Origin of the sequence: Salinicola sp. LHM, from assembly GCF_034479735.1 — a bacterium.
Lineage (GTDB): Bacteria > Pseudomonadota > Gammaproteobacteria > Pseudomonadales > Halomonadaceae > Salinicola > Salinicola salarius.
This window is the reverse complement of sequence record NZ_CP140261.1, coordinates 1,092,417-1,105,782: the sequence shown is the minus strand read 5'-3', so window position 1 is coordinate 1,105,782 and position 13,366 is coordinate 1,092,417. Positions and strand designations below refer to the sequence as shown.

7 protein-coding genes are annotated in these 13,366 nt (G+C 62.7%); 2 read left to right on the top strand and 5 right to left on the bottom strand.

What is annotated here, in order from left to right; translation table 11 throughout:
- Positions 1–212: 212 nt before the first annotated feature.
- Positions 213–977 (top strand): 3-oxoacyl-ACP reductase family protein, encoded by a 765-nt coding sequence (locus tag R5R73_RS05280; RefSeq protein WP_322529038.1) that lies wholly within the window; start codon positions 213–215, stop codon positions 975–977.
- Positions 978–1,151: 174 nt separating this feature from the next.
- Positions 1,152–2,708: an alpha,alpha-trehalase TreF gene (gene treF, locus R5R73_RS05275; protein WP_071230550.1), complete on the top strand. Its 1,557-nt coding sequence runs from the start codon at positions 1,152–1,154 to the stop codon at positions 2,706–2,708.
- Here the strand turns inward: treF and glgB are convergent.
- From glgB to R5R73_RS05250, 5 genes are all read right to left on the bottom strand, one after another.
- Positions 2,679–4,916, bottom strand: coding sequence for a 1,4-alpha-glucan branching protein GlgB (gene glgB, locus R5R73_RS05270; RefSeq protein WP_322529037.1), 2,238 nt, complete (start codon positions 4,914–4,916; stop codon positions 2,679–2,681). The two genes, treF and glgB, sit on opposite strands and share 30 nt — an antisense overlap.
- Positions 4,913–8,281 (bottom strand): maltose alpha-D-glucosyltransferase, encoded by a 3,369-nt coding sequence (treS, locus tag R5R73_RS05265; RefSeq protein WP_322529036.1) that lies wholly within the window; start codon positions 8,279–8,281, stop codon positions 4,913–4,915. Before treS ends, glgB begins: the two co-directional genes overlap by 4 nt.
- A gap of 21 nt (positions 8,282–8,302) precedes the next feature.
- Positions 8,303–10,330 (bottom strand): alpha-1,4-glucan--maltose-1-phosphate maltosyltransferase, encoded by a 2,028-nt coding sequence (locus R5R73_RS05260; RefSeq protein WP_322529035.1) that lies wholly within the window; start codon positions 10,328–10,330, stop codon positions 8,303–8,305.
- A gap of 229 nt (positions 10,331–10,559) precedes the next feature.
- Positions 10,560–12,746 carry a glycogen debranching protein GlgX gene (gene glgX, locus R5R73_RS05255; protein WP_208625305.1) on the bottom strand — a complete coding sequence of 729 codons (2,187 nt, stop codon included), beginning with the start codon at positions 12,744–12,746 and terminating at the stop codon, positions 10,560–10,562.
- 56 nt (positions 12,747–12,802) lie between these two features.
- On the bottom strand, positions 12,803–13,267 hold the full coding sequence (locus R5R73_RS05250) for a DUF2934 domain-containing protein (protein WP_276232344.1): 465 nt from the start codon (positions 13,265–13,267) through the stop codon (positions 12,803–12,805).
- Between the last annotated feature and the right edge of the window lie 99 nt (positions 13,268–13,366).

Genomic DNA, 13,366 nt, shown 5'->3' with positions numbered 1-13,366 from the left:
CTGCATGCCTATCGAGCCTTCGATGGCTTGTCGTCGGACATCATGCTATCCAAGGGGAGTCACGACAACGCCAAACCGATTTTGGTCCTGACCTCGATGCTGCTCTATCTTCAACAGACGCGTCTGACAGAAGCCATCTCTGGGTGTTATCTGAAACGTCGGCGCGTCTCGATCAAAATGTCACGCAAGGATTCCTACGCAAGGAGAGCAACATGCGCCTTTCAGGCAAGGTGGCCCTGGTCACCGGCAGCACCCAGGGCATCGGCCGTGCCGTCGCCGAACGACTCGCCCAGGCCGGCGCCGATGTAGTCGTCAGCGGCAGCCGCCCTTCCGAGCGCGCCGAGGAAACCGCAGCGCGCGTTCGCGCCCACGGCCGAAGAGCCGCGATCGTCACCGGTGACATCGGCGATGTCGAGACCAACCGGCGCCTGATCGATGAGAGCGTCGAGGCCATGGGCCGGCTGGATATCCTGGTCAACAACGCCGGCCTGGAGATCGACTCCCCTTTTCTGGACGTCGACGAGGCTGACTATGACAAGGTCATGCAGACCAATCTGAAAGGCGTCTTCTTCACGACCCAGGCCTTCGTTCGCCATCTGCGTGACGAGGGCCGCGGCGGCCGCGTGATCAACATGAGTTCAGTGCATGAGGATCTGCCGTTTCCAGGCTTTACCAGCTATTGCATGAGCAAGGGCGGCATGCGCATGCTGACCCGCAACCTGGCCGTCGAGCTGGCGCCGCTCGGGATCACGGTCAACAGCGTGGCGCCCGGCGCGATCAAGACACCGATCAATTCGGCACTCGACGAAGATCCGGAGAAGCTGCGCCATCTGCTTGGCAACATTCCGCTCAACCGGCTGGGCCGACCCGAAGACGTGGCCGGCGTGGTCGAATTCCTGGCCTCGGACGACGCCGACTACATGACTGGGGCATCGCTGCCGGTAGATGGTGGCCTGCTATGGCAATATGAGGAATGATGGTGTCGCTGTTTTGCCATCGGTAATGTTTTTGGCATCGTCAATGCTTTTGCCATCATCAATGCTTTTGCCATCGTTAATGCTTTTGACATCGCCCATGTTTCGCGATCGACAAGGCTTTGTCAGAGATAATATTTTCGCCACCGACAATGTGTTCGTCACACAGGAAAAGGCATGCTCGACAGTATTCAGGTGAAGTTCGAAGACGCTGAATCCATAGACGAAGCGGCGGTCACGCCTTATGACCGTTACGGGGAGTTGTTCGAAGCGGTCGCTCTTGCCCATATCTTTCATGATTCCAAGACGTTTGCCGACTGCATCCCGCAGCTGCCACCCGCGCAGATCATGGAGGCCTACGAGCAGCAGCGAAACCGGCCAGGATTCGATCTGAGAGCCTTCGTGGCCGATCACTTCTACAGTGACATGCTCCCCGGCAAGGGCTACGAGTCCCGCCCCGAGCACGACCTGGTCACGCATATCGATAGCCTCTGGCCCATCCTCACCCGCAATTCCCGCCAGCACCCGCGCTGGTCGTCGCTGCTCGAACTGTGCCATGACTATGTCGTCCCCGGTGGACGCTTCCGCGAGTACTACTACTGGGATTCCTACTTCACCATGCTGGGCCTGGCTGCCAGCGGTGAAAATCACCTGATGTGCGCCGTCACCGATAACTGTGCCGACCTGATCTCGCGCTACGGCCACATGCCCAACGGCAACCGCAGTTACTACCTGAGCCGTTCCCAGCCGCCGCTGTTCTCGATGATGGTCGAGCTGACCGAACGTCAGGGCTTGCGGAACGCCGTCGACTACTTGCCTCAACTGGAGCGGGAGTATGCCTTCTGGATGAATGGCGAAGAGAGGCTGTCGCCCGGAGAGTCTCACCGACGCTGCGTCCGTCTAGACGAGGCGGCCTGGCTGAATCGCCACTGGGACGACCGCGCCACGCCGCGGGAGGAGTCTTACCGCGAGGACTACGAGTTGGCCCAAGGCTCGGATCGCCCAGCGGAGCAGCTCTATCGCAATCTCCGCGCCGGCGCGGAAACTGGTTGGGACTTCAGCGGTCGCTGGCTGGACGACGTGCAGAATCTCGGCTCGATCCGCACGACTCACTTCGTCACGCCGGAGCTCAATGCCCTGCTGTTTCACCTCGAGCAGACACTGGAACGTCTCCATGCCATCGTTGGCGACCATCGCAAGGCGGGAAACTTTCGACGTCGAGCCCTTCGCCGGCGGGCCGCCATGGATGAGTATCTATGGAGCGATTCGCGAGGCGCCTACTATGACTACGATTTCACGCGCGGCCGCAGTAGCGTTCACCTGACGGCCGCCTGCGTCGTCCCTCTGTTCGTCGGCGCAGCCTCCGAAGCACAGGCAGAGCGGGTTGCCAATATCGTCGCCAACCGCCTCATGGCGCCAGGCGGACTCGCCACCACGGAGATCACCGATAGTCACCAGCAGTGGGACCATCCCAACGGCTGGGCACCGCTACAGTGGATGGCGACCGAAGGGCTGCGGCGCTACGGATTCACCGAACTCGCCGACGACATCGCCGACCGCTGGCTGGCCCTGGTCGAGGATCTCTATCGCCGCGAACACAAGCTGGTCGAAAAGTACGTGCTCTACCCGGGCGCGGATTTCGCTACCGGCGGCGAATATCCGCTGCAGGACGGCTTTGCCTGGACCAACGGCGTAACCCGGGCGTTACTCGCCCGACGCGCCGGGCACGAGTAACACCACCCCCAGCGGCGGTAGCGTCAGCGAAATACTGGCCGTCTGCCCGTGCAGCGGCGCATCGAGGGCCTGGATCTGCCCCATGTTGCCCAGGTTGGATCCGCCATAGCACTGCGCGTCGCTATTGAATATCTCCTCCCAGGCGCCCATGACCGGCACGCCGAGCCGATAATCGTGGCGCGGCACCGGGGTCATGTTGGCCACCACCAGCAGCGGCTCGCCGATCAGGTTCCAGCGCAGCCAGGCGAATACGCTGTTGGTGCTGTCGTCGCCCACCACCCAGGCGAAGCCCTCCGGCTCGCTGTCGCGCTGATGCAGCGGCGTCTTCTCCTGATAGAGCCGGTTGAGATCGCCGATCAGGCGCTGGATGCCGGCATGGTGAGACTCGCCGAGCAGCGACCAGTCGAGCTCGCGGTCGTGATTCCATTCGCGCCACTGACCGAACTCGCAGCCCATGAACAAGAGCTTCTTGCCGGGCTGGGTCCACATGATCGACAGGTAGGCGCGCACGTTGGCGAACCGCTGCCATTCGTCGCCCGGCATCTTGTTGATCAGCGACCCCTTGCCGTGCACCACCTCGTCATGCGAGATCGGCAGCACGTACTTTTCGGAGAACGCGTAGACCATCGGGAAGGTCAGTTCGTGATGGGCATACGAGCGATAGACCGGATCCTTGGCAATGTACTCCAGGGTGTCGTGCATCCAGCCCATGTTCCATTTGTAGGCAAAGCCCAGGCCGCCATCACGGGTCGGCTGGGTCACGCCCGGCCAGGCGGTGGATTCCTCGGCGATCACCACCGCGCCAGGCACCTCCTCCGCGACCACGTCGTTCAAATGGCGCAGGAATTCGATCGCCTCGAGATTCTCCTGGCCGCCGTATTGATTGGGAATCCACTCGCCCTCGTTGCGCGAGTAGTTGCGATACAGCATCGAGGCCACGGCATCGACGCGAAGCGCATCGATGTGGAAATGGCGCAGCCAGTACAGTGCCGAGGCCAGCATGAAGCCGTGCACCTCGCGCCGCCCCAGGTTGTAGATGTAGGTGTTCCAGTCCTGGTGGAAGCCCTCGAAAGGATGCTCGTACTCGTAGAGTGCCGTGCCATCGAAGCGCGCCAGACCATGCGGGTCGGTAGGAAAGTGCGCCGGCACCCAGTCGAGGATCACCCCAAGGCCAGCCTGGTGGCAGGCGTCCACGAAGTAGGCGAAATCCTCGGGCTTGCCGAAACGCCCGCTGGGTGCGAACTGGCTCAGTGGCTGGTAGCCCCAGGAGCCGCCGAAAGGATGCTCCATGATCGGCAGCAATTCGACGTGGGTGAACCCCATCCCGAGCACGTAGGGGATCAGGTGTTCGGTCAGGTCGCGCCAGCTATAGGTGACGCCGTCGTGCCCGCCATGCTTGCGCCACGAGGCGGCATGCACTTCATAGACGGAGATCGGCCGGTCGGGCGCCTGATGATCGCCGCGATGGGCGATCCACTCGGCATCGTGCCAGGTGAACGGCGTGGTATCGGCGACCACCGAGGAGGTGTGCGGCGGCGTCTCGGTGGCCAGCGCCACCGGGTCGGCCTTGAGCGCGAGGGTGCCGTGGGCATCGAGAATCTCGTATTTGTAGGCTTCGCCCGGCCCCAGGCGGGGAATGAACAGCTCCCAGACCCCGGCGGGATGACGCAGGCGCATCACATGCCGCCGGCCATCCCAGCCATTGAAGTTGCCCACCACCGAGACACGCCGGGCATTGGGCGCCCAGACGGCGAAGCGCACCCCGGACACGCCATCGATTTCCATCGGCTGGGCGCCCAGGCAGTGCCCCAGGTTACGGTGATTGCCCTCGCCGATCAGGTAAAGATCCATCTCGCCGAGCAGCAGGTCGAACGAGTACGGATCCTCGGTTTCCTGCTCGCCGCCTGGCCAGCGGATGCGCAGTTTATACGGCGCGACATGCGGCAACCTGCCGGCAAACAGCCCGGGCTTCTGGATGCCGGTCAGGCTGCAACGACGCTCGCCGGTGTCACGGTCGAGCACATCCACACCCAACGCACCGGGCAGGTAGACCCGCAGCAGGCAGGTTTCCTCACTCTCCTCGCCACAGGCATGCACGCCGAGCATGGAAAACGGGTTGCCGTGGCTACCCCGAACCAGCGCCTCGGCATCATCGGCGGACAACCAGAGGGCGTCGTCCTTGACGGTAGTGACGTTCAGATCAGTCATTGTGACTCTCTCTTGGACAGTTGTTCGCTCGTGGACAATTGGTCGACGATGGCTGCCAGGCCGCGTAGCGGCACGCCCAGCCAGGCGGGGCGATTGGCAGCTTCGTAGGCGATCTCGTAGACCGTCTTTTCCAGCACGAACAGTTCCAGTGCGGCGTCAGCGCCTTCCGGGGAGGTCCAGCGGTGGGCGATATCGGCGGTACTCCGCCAATAGGCCTCGAGGAAGGCACGACGACTGGCAATCAGGTAGCGCTCGGCGACATCGTGAGTCACCTCGCTGACACTCTCGTCGCTCGACTTGCCGACAGCGGCTTCGTCCATCTTGGCGCCAGCATAGTCGAAGGAGCGCAGCATGCCGGCGACGTCGCGCAAAGGGCAGTCCTTGGCGCGTCGTTCTTCCAGCGAGCGGGCGGGTTCACCTTCGAAGTCGATGATGTAGGCATCGTCGTGGGCCACCAGCACCTGACCGAGGTGCAGATCGCCATGGATACGCGTGAGCAGACTCCCCCTGGCGCGCTGCGCCAGCGGCTCGACGGCGGACATCAGCGCATCGCGCTCGGCCAGCACCCGATCGGCCAGTGCCTGGTCGGCTTCACTGGCATCGCCCTTGTGGCGCGCCAGCAGGTCGAGCGCCTTCTCGATCTGCTCGCGAACTCGCTGCGTCCAGGCGGTCACATGCGTTTCATCAGCCAGTTCCGGTGCGAAGTCGGGATTATCGCTCGGCGACGCCAGCACCCGATGCAGCTCGCCCAGGCGCTGGCCCAGGGTCGTGGCGAATCCCTCGAGTTCGTCGAAGGCACTGTAGCCACTCTCTTCGGTACTGGACTCGCTATCCTCGCCCGCCTCTCGAATCGCCCGCTCGAGCGCGTTGCGTGTCCATGACCAGGCATCGCCCTGGTTGGCGACGAAGCCCTGCACCAGCATCAGGGTCTGGGCTTCGCCAGCGGCGTTGCGGCGCGCCACCTCGCCATACAATGGCGGCACGTTCTCGAAACCCTGTTCGCTCAGGTAGCGACCGAACTCGGCCTCGGGATGCACGCCGGGCTCCAGACGCCGGAACAGCTTGAGTACCACCTGGTGGCCGATGATCACCGAGCTGTTGGACTGCTCGACGTTGTTGTGGGCGACATCGACATCCTCGGGCAGTTCCAGCTCGTCAAGCGCCGGCGTCGGCACGAAGCGGATCTCGCCGTCGGCGCAAGGCAGGCTCGCCCCGCTACGCAGCAGGTCGAGAATGCGCAGCGCGAAGGCATCCAGCCCGAGCGCATCGGTCAACAGGCCGACATCGCGCCCGCGACGCACCCGCGCCAAGGCGAGCTGCTGAGCCACGGCACCGCTGCGATCGTCCTCGCCGAGAAAGCCCAGCGGCAGCAGATAGCGATCGCTACCCTGCGAGTGCTGAACCTCGATCTCGCTGAGCAGCATGGAGTGCCGAGTATCCTCGATGCGCACGGCATAAAGGATGTGTACCCGGTCGATCCGCGACTGCTTGGCGGCAAACCAGCGCCGCTTGGGCAGGTACTTGGGCAGCGCTTCGTGCTCGAGCATGCCGCGCGACGGGGCGTCGAGGATCTCTTCCAGATGACGCTTGACGATCAGCGTGACGTAATCCGGCATCGCCTCGGGCGCCGGCACGTGCCAGGCGGGCATCGCCGTCTCGGGCGCCAGCAGGAACCAGTAGAAGCCGTAGGGCGGCAATGTCAGCAGATACGACAGCTTGCCGATCGGCGGGAAGGCGCTGCCACCGACCATCTCCACCGGCACCTGGCCGGCAAATGACGACAGGTCGAGCTCCACCGCCTGAGCGTTGCGTGCCACGTTGGCGACGCACAACAACACTTCGCTCTCGCCATTGTCGAGCACCAGCTCGCGCAGGTAGGCGAGGATATGCCGGTTGGCCGGATAGAGCGGCTGCATGGTGCCGCGGCTGAATACACGATGCTGACTGCGCACCGCCAGCAGGCGTCGCATGCTGTTGAGCAGCGAGTGCGGATCGCGGGTCTGGGCTTCGACGTTGACCGACTGGAAGCCGTACAACGGATCCATGACCGACGGTAGCACCAGCTTGGCCGGATCGGCCCGCGAGAAGCCGCCATTGCGATCCATCGACCACTGCATCGGCGTGCGCACACCATCACGATCGCCCAGATAGATGTTGTCGCCCATGCCGATCTCGTCGCCGTAATAGAGTACCGGCGTGCCCGGCATCGACAGCAGCAGGCTGTTGAGCAGTTCGATCCGCCGGCGATCGCGTTCGAGCAGCGGCGCCAGGCGCCGGCGGATGCCTAAGTTGATGCGCGCGCGGCGATCGGCGGCGTAGTGATTCCAGAGATAGTCGCGCTCCTTGTCGGTGACCATCTCGAGGGTCAGCTCGTCATGGTTGCGCAGGAAGATCGCCCACTGACAATTGGGGGGAATCTCCGGCGTCTGACGCAGGATGTCGGTGATCGGAAAGCGATCCTCCTGGGCCAATGCCATGTACATGCGCGGCATCAGCGGGAAATGGAACGCCATGTGACATTCGTCGCCCTCGCCGCTCTCGTTGCCGCCAAAGTAGGGCCGCGTGTCCTCGGGCCACTGGTTGGCCTCGGCCAGCAGCATGCGATCGGGGTAGCGCTCGTCGATCACCGCCCGGATCTTCTTGAGCACCTCGTGCGTCTCGGGCAGGTTCTCGTTGTTGGTGCCTTCGCGCTCGACCAGATAGGGAATCGCATCCAGGCGCAGGCCGTCGACTCCCATGTCCAGCCAGTACGCCATCACCTTGAGAACTTCGTCGAGCACCTGCGGATTGTCGAAGTTCAAATCCGGCTGATGGGAATAGAAACGGTGCCAGAAGTAGGCACCCGCCACCGGGTCCCAGGTCCAGTTGGACGATTCGGTATCGAGAAAGATGATCCGCGTGCCGGGATATTTCTGATCGCTGTCCGACCACACGTAGAAGTCGCGCTCCGGCGAGCCCGGCGGCGCGCGGCGGGCGCGCTGGAACCACTCGTGCTGATCCGAGGTGTGGTTGATGACCAGTTCGGTAATCACTCGCAGGCCGCGCTTGTGCGCCTGTTCGATGAAACGCTGGGCATCCTCGAGCGTGCCGTAGTCGGGGCTGACGCCGGTGTACTCGGCAATGTCATAGCCGTCATCGCGGCGCGGCGATGGGTAGAACGGCAGGATCCAGATGGCATTCACGCCCAGGCTGACGATGTAGTCCAGCTTGTCGATCAGCCCCTGGAAGTCGCCGATTCCGTCATCGTTGGCATCGAAGAACGACTTGACGTGTACCTGGTAGATGACGGCGTCCTTGTACCATAGCGGATCCTCGAGAAAATCGATGGTCTCGACGGCATGCGACTCGCTGCTGGCATCCATCATGGTGCCTTCCTCCTTGGCTGATCAGCGCACCGGATGGATGCGCCAGATGGCGAATGGCAAGTGCCATGGCTCCAGCCGCATCGACTGCCACTTGCCCTGCCATGTCCAGCGATGACCGGACATCAAGTCTTCCACGTGCAGGGCCGCATCGTCGGGAAGCGCGAACTCCCACAGCGGCAGCTCGAAGGCCCCTTCCTGGGCTTCGAACGGGTCCAGATTGATCATCACCAGAATGAAATTGCCCAGATCGTCGGTGCGCTTGCCGAAGTAGAGCAGGCGCTCGTTGTATGCCGGATAGAAGGCAACCCCGAGATGGGTCTGCAGCGCCGGGTTCTCGCGGCGAATACGATTGAGCTGGGCGATCTCGTAGCTGATGTTGCCGGGCGCGGTATAGTGGCGCGGCTTGATCTGGTACTTCTCCGAATCGAGATACTCCTCCTTGCCCGGCACCGGCTCGCCCTCGCACAGCTCGAAGCCGGAATACATGCCCCACAGCCCGGAGCCCATGGTGGCCAGTGCGGCGCGGATCAGAAACCCGGGACGGCCGGAAGACTGCAGGAAGTAGGGGTTGATGTCCGGCGTGTTGACGAAGAAGTTGGGCCGGTAGCACTCGCGCATCGGCGATTCGTTGAGCTCGGTCAGGTAGTCGGTCAGTTCGGCCTTGGTATTGCGCCAGGTGAAGTAGGTGTAGCTCATGTTGAAGCCGATCTTGCCCAGGCGCTTCATCATCGCCGGCCGCGTGAACGCCTCGGCGAGGAACAGCACCCCCGGGTCGCGCGCGCGGATGTCGGCGATCAGCCACTCCCAGAACGGCAGCGGCTTGGTGTGGGGGTTATCGACGCGGAAGATCTTCACCCCTTCGTCCACCCAGCCCTGCACCACGTCGCGCAGTGCCAACCACAGCGAGGGCACCGCGTCCTCGGCATAAAAGTCGACGTTGACGATGTCCTGGTATTTCTTGGGCGGATTCTCGGCGTAACGGATCGAGCCATCCGGCCGCCACGAGAACCAGCCGGGATGCTCCTGGAGCCAGGGGTGATCCGGCGAGCACTGGATAGCGAAATCCAGCGCGATCTCCAGGCCGTGCTCGGCAGCGGCCTGGACCAGGGCGCGAAAATCCTCGCGCGTGCCGAGTTCGGGATGGATCGCCTCGTGGCCGCCCTCCTGGCTTCCGATGGCATAGGGGCTGCCGGGATCGTCCGGGCCGGCCTGGAGGGTGTTGTTGCGGCCCTTGCGGTGGGCGCGGCCCACCGGATGTATGGGCGGGAAATAGAGCACGTCGAAGCCCATGTCGCGAATCATCGGCAAGCGCTTGTGGACATCGCCGAAAGTACCGTGACGGTTGGGGTCGTCGGTTTCCGAACGCGGGAACAGCTCGTACCAGCTGGCGAACTGGGCCCCCCGGCGTTCCACCTCGAGCGGGTAGACCGAGTTGCTGCGCGTCAGGTGCGGCCGGGCATCGGCGGCATGCATCCACTGGGCGGTCCGCGTGTCGAGCATGATGCCGACCCGCTCGCCGTCGCTGTCACAGGCCTGGAAACGTTCATGAATGTTTTCCAGTGCTTCGCGCGCCTCGCCTTCCATCCGCTCGGCAGCGGCCACCAGCAGACGCCGCCCTTCCTCGAGTTCGAGCCCGACCGGAACGCCGGCCTGATGCTTCTTGAACAGCTCGTCGCGGTAGGTGCCGAACACATCCCACCACGCCTCGATCACGAAGGTATGCCGACCGACCCGCGTGGGGGTGAAGGCCGCTTCCCAGAGATCCTTGCCCAGCGGACGCATGAGGTGCATCGGTTCGCGGCGGTGCTGGCCCTGGTCATCGCACCAGTTCACGGCAGCGGCCAGCACATCGTGACCGTCGGCGAAGATCACCGCGGAGACGGTCACGGGTTGACCGGCGATCGCCTTGGCTGCGAAACGCCCTTGTTCCAGTGAGGGCTGCACGGCCTCGATGGCGATACGCGGTGAGTGCGCTGCCACATGGGCGCTTTCGTCTCCCGACGATGATGACGCATCCGGCGTCTGATACGGCGATGAGCGCGTAACCATTGGCGCCTCCTTCCATCCTTGGGGTGGAGTTGCTGTTCCGGCATTGCCGTCCCGGACGGCAATGTCGCGCTATATCACTGCTTTCATTACTGCTCTCGTGGACGAATGATCCGGCCCTGTCGCAAAGCCCTGTCATGACAGGCGCCGGAGTGAAAAGCATCATCTATCCATGATGTGCGAGAGCCACTGTCAGCCACAGGCAACCTGCTGCCTCGCAGGCTCCAGATGATCAGCAATACGGAGCCTCCGCTTCGATGAGTTCGAAAAGCGAAAGACTTCGGGCCTTGACTTGATAATCGCTCTGCATCGGGCAACGTACGTTGGCAGCGCCCGGATCGAAGGTCTCGACACGTCTGCGCCATTCGCTACCACCAGGCACGTCCGGCAGTACGAAGTCGATATCCTGATCTCCGGCATTGAGCGCAAGAAAAACCGTTACGTCGGAGCCATAACGACAGATACCAGTGGGCTGCGCGTGACCATTGAGGACCACCCCAATCGCCTTGACTTCTCCATCGTGCCAATGCTCCACGCCCATCTCTTCAGCTGCCGGCGTGAGCCAGGTGACATCCTTGATGCCCAGATTCTCGTTCAGCTCGCCGGTCATGAAGCGCCCGCGCTCCAGAATCGGGTATTGGCGACGCAGACGAATCACATAGCGGGTGAAAGCCAGCAGTTCGCGGCCTTCGTCGGAAAGATCCCAATCGATCCAGCCGATCTCGCCATCCTGGCAATAGGCATTGTTATTGCCGCCTTGCGTACGGCCGAATTCATCGCCGGCCAACAGCATCGGCGTGCCTTGTGAAAGCATCAGCGTCGCCAGCAGGTTACGCATCTGACGCATGCGTAACTCCCGGATCTGGGGATCGTCGGTCTCTCCCTCGGCCCCGTGATTCCAGGAGACGTTGTCGTCGTGACCGTCCTGATTGTCCTCGCCGTTGGCCTCGTTATGCTTGTCGTTGTAGCTGACCAGATCCCGCAGCGTGAAACCGTCGTGGGCAGTAACGAAGTTGATCGACGAAAAGGCCTTGCGCCCTCTGTGATTGAACAGGTCGGCCGAGGCCGTCAGACGATTGGCGAAGGCCGGCAGCTTGCCTTCGTCACCGCGCCAGAACCCGCGCATGTCATCGCGGAACCGGTCGTTCCACTCCGCCCATCCGGGCGGGAACTTGCCGACCTGGTAACCGCCGGGCCCGCAGTCCCAGGGTTCGGCGATCAGCTTGCACTGCGACAGCAGCGGATCCTGTCGGCAGGAATCGAGGAAGCCGCCGCCTTCGTCGAAACCTTCGGCCTCGCGTCCCAGGATCGTCGCCAGATCGAAACGGAAACCGTCGACACGCATCTCGTCCGCCCAGTAGCGCAGGGAGTCGTTGACCATCTGCAGAATCCGCGGATGCGACAGATTCAGCGTATTGCCGGTACCGGTATCGTTGATATAGAAGCGCGGCTCTTCCGGCATCAGGCGGTAATAGGAGGCATTGTCGATTCCTCTGAAGGATAACGTCGGCCCCATCTCGTTGCCTTCCGCCGTGTGGTTGTAGACCACGTCGAGCAGGACTTCGATACCCGCAGCGTGAAAACGCGCCACCATCTGCTTGAACTCGCTGATCGACTCGCTGGCCATGTAGTTCGGATGGGGGGCGAAGAATGCGAGCGTGTTATAGCCCCAGTAGTTGTGCAGTCCCTTTTCCTGCAGATGACGATCATCGGCGAAGGCGTGGATCGGCATCAGCTCCAGCGAGGAGATGCCAAGATCGCTGAGATAATCGATCACCTTGGGCACGGCGAGGCCGGAAAACGTGCCGCGCAGTGCTTCCGGCACATCCGGGTGACGCATGGTGTAGCCGCGCACGTGCGTCTCGTAGATGACGGTATCGCTCCACGGCACGCGGATTTCGCCGGAGCGCCCCCAGGTAAAGGCTGGATCGATGACCCGGCAGCGGGGCATGAACGGGGCGCTGTCACGCTCGTCGAAGCTGAGATCGCCGTCCTCATGGCCGATGGTGTAGCCATAGAGTGCATCGTCCCAGACCAACTCACCCACCAGCTGCTTGGCATAGGGGTCGATCAGCAGCTTGTTGGGATTGAAACGATGCCCCGCTTCCGGATCATAGGGACCATGAACCCGATAACCATAGAGTTGGCCGGGGTGAGCGTCCGGCAGATAACCGTGCCAGACCTCGTCGGTATACTCCGGCAAAACGACCCGCTCCACTTCTTCCTTTCCGGTTTCATCGAACAGGCAAAGTTCGACTCGCGTCGCATTCGCCGAAAACAGTGCAAAATTGACCCCGAGCCCATCCCAGGTTGCCCCCAACGGATAGGGCAAGCCTTCTCGAATCCGCGAGCGCGACAAGCTCGCTTCCTGGACGATATGACCCATTGCCGCTTCACGGCCCAATCCCATGTCACTCATGTCCTGCTCTCCCAATGAGCCAAATCGACCTTGCCGCCTGTGTTCCAGACGAGAAATCATTCACTCTTGCCACGGGGCTTCCGTGGTTTGGGTGCTGGCTTGACCTTGTCGCTCTCGGCGCTCGAGGCTTTCGTGGCACGCTTGCGTGGGGCCGGTTTATCGCTTCCCGCTCCGCCGCTCGCCGCCTTGCTCCGCGAGGCAGACTTGGCGCGTCCCGGCTGCGTCGTCACCTCGACACCCGTGTCCTCTTCCTTGCGGGCTTCCGTTTCCGGATCGTCCAGTGGCAGCCGCATCTCGTCGATGCCGAGTTCGTCGGGCTCGGCCGGCGGCTCCTCACCTTCCAACAGGGAAGGTTCATCGGACGCGGTGCGCCATTCGTGCTCTTCCTCGCGCGCGTTTTCGGCCTCGACGATTCGCTCGGCCATTTCCCAATGGCGCGCTTCCTGATCCTCAGGGCGGCCTTCCGACTCCCAAATGCGATAAGCCAGCATCCGTACACGTTGTTCGCGACTGGTCATCATGACGCCCTCCTTTCTCTTTTCGTTGCGTGGCGGGGTCATCCCTGCCCCGCCAAATTCATGCAAGACCGGCGCCGGCTGGACCGACGCCTCACTTTCAAA

Coding starts and splice junctions, on each gene's coding strand:
- R5R73_RS05250 (WP_276232344.1), bottom strand. CDS start 13,267: ATGATGACCAGTCGCGAACAACGTGTACGGATGCTGGCTTATCGCATT.
- glgX (WP_208625305.1), bottom strand. CDS start 12,746: ATGAGTGACATGGGATTGGGCCGTGAAGCGGCAATGGGTCATATCGTC.
- R5R73_RS05260 (WP_322529035.1), bottom strand. CDS start 10,330: ATGGTTACGCGCTCATCGCCGTATCAGACGCCGGATGCGTCATCATCG.
- treS (WP_322529036.1), bottom strand. CDS start 8,281: ATGATGGATGCCAGCAGCGAGTCGCATGCCGTCGAGACCATCGATTTT.
- treF (WP_071230550.1), top strand. CDS start 1,152: ATGCTCGACAGTATTCAGGTGAAGTTCGAAGACGCTGAATCCATAGAC.
- glgB (WP_322529037.1), bottom strand. CDS start 4,916: ATGACTGATCTGAACGTCACTACCGTCAAGGACGACGCCCTCTGGTTG.
- R5R73_RS05280 (WP_322529038.1), top strand. CDS start 213: ATGCGCCTTTCAGGCAAGGTGGCCCTGGTCACCGGCAGCACCCAGGGC.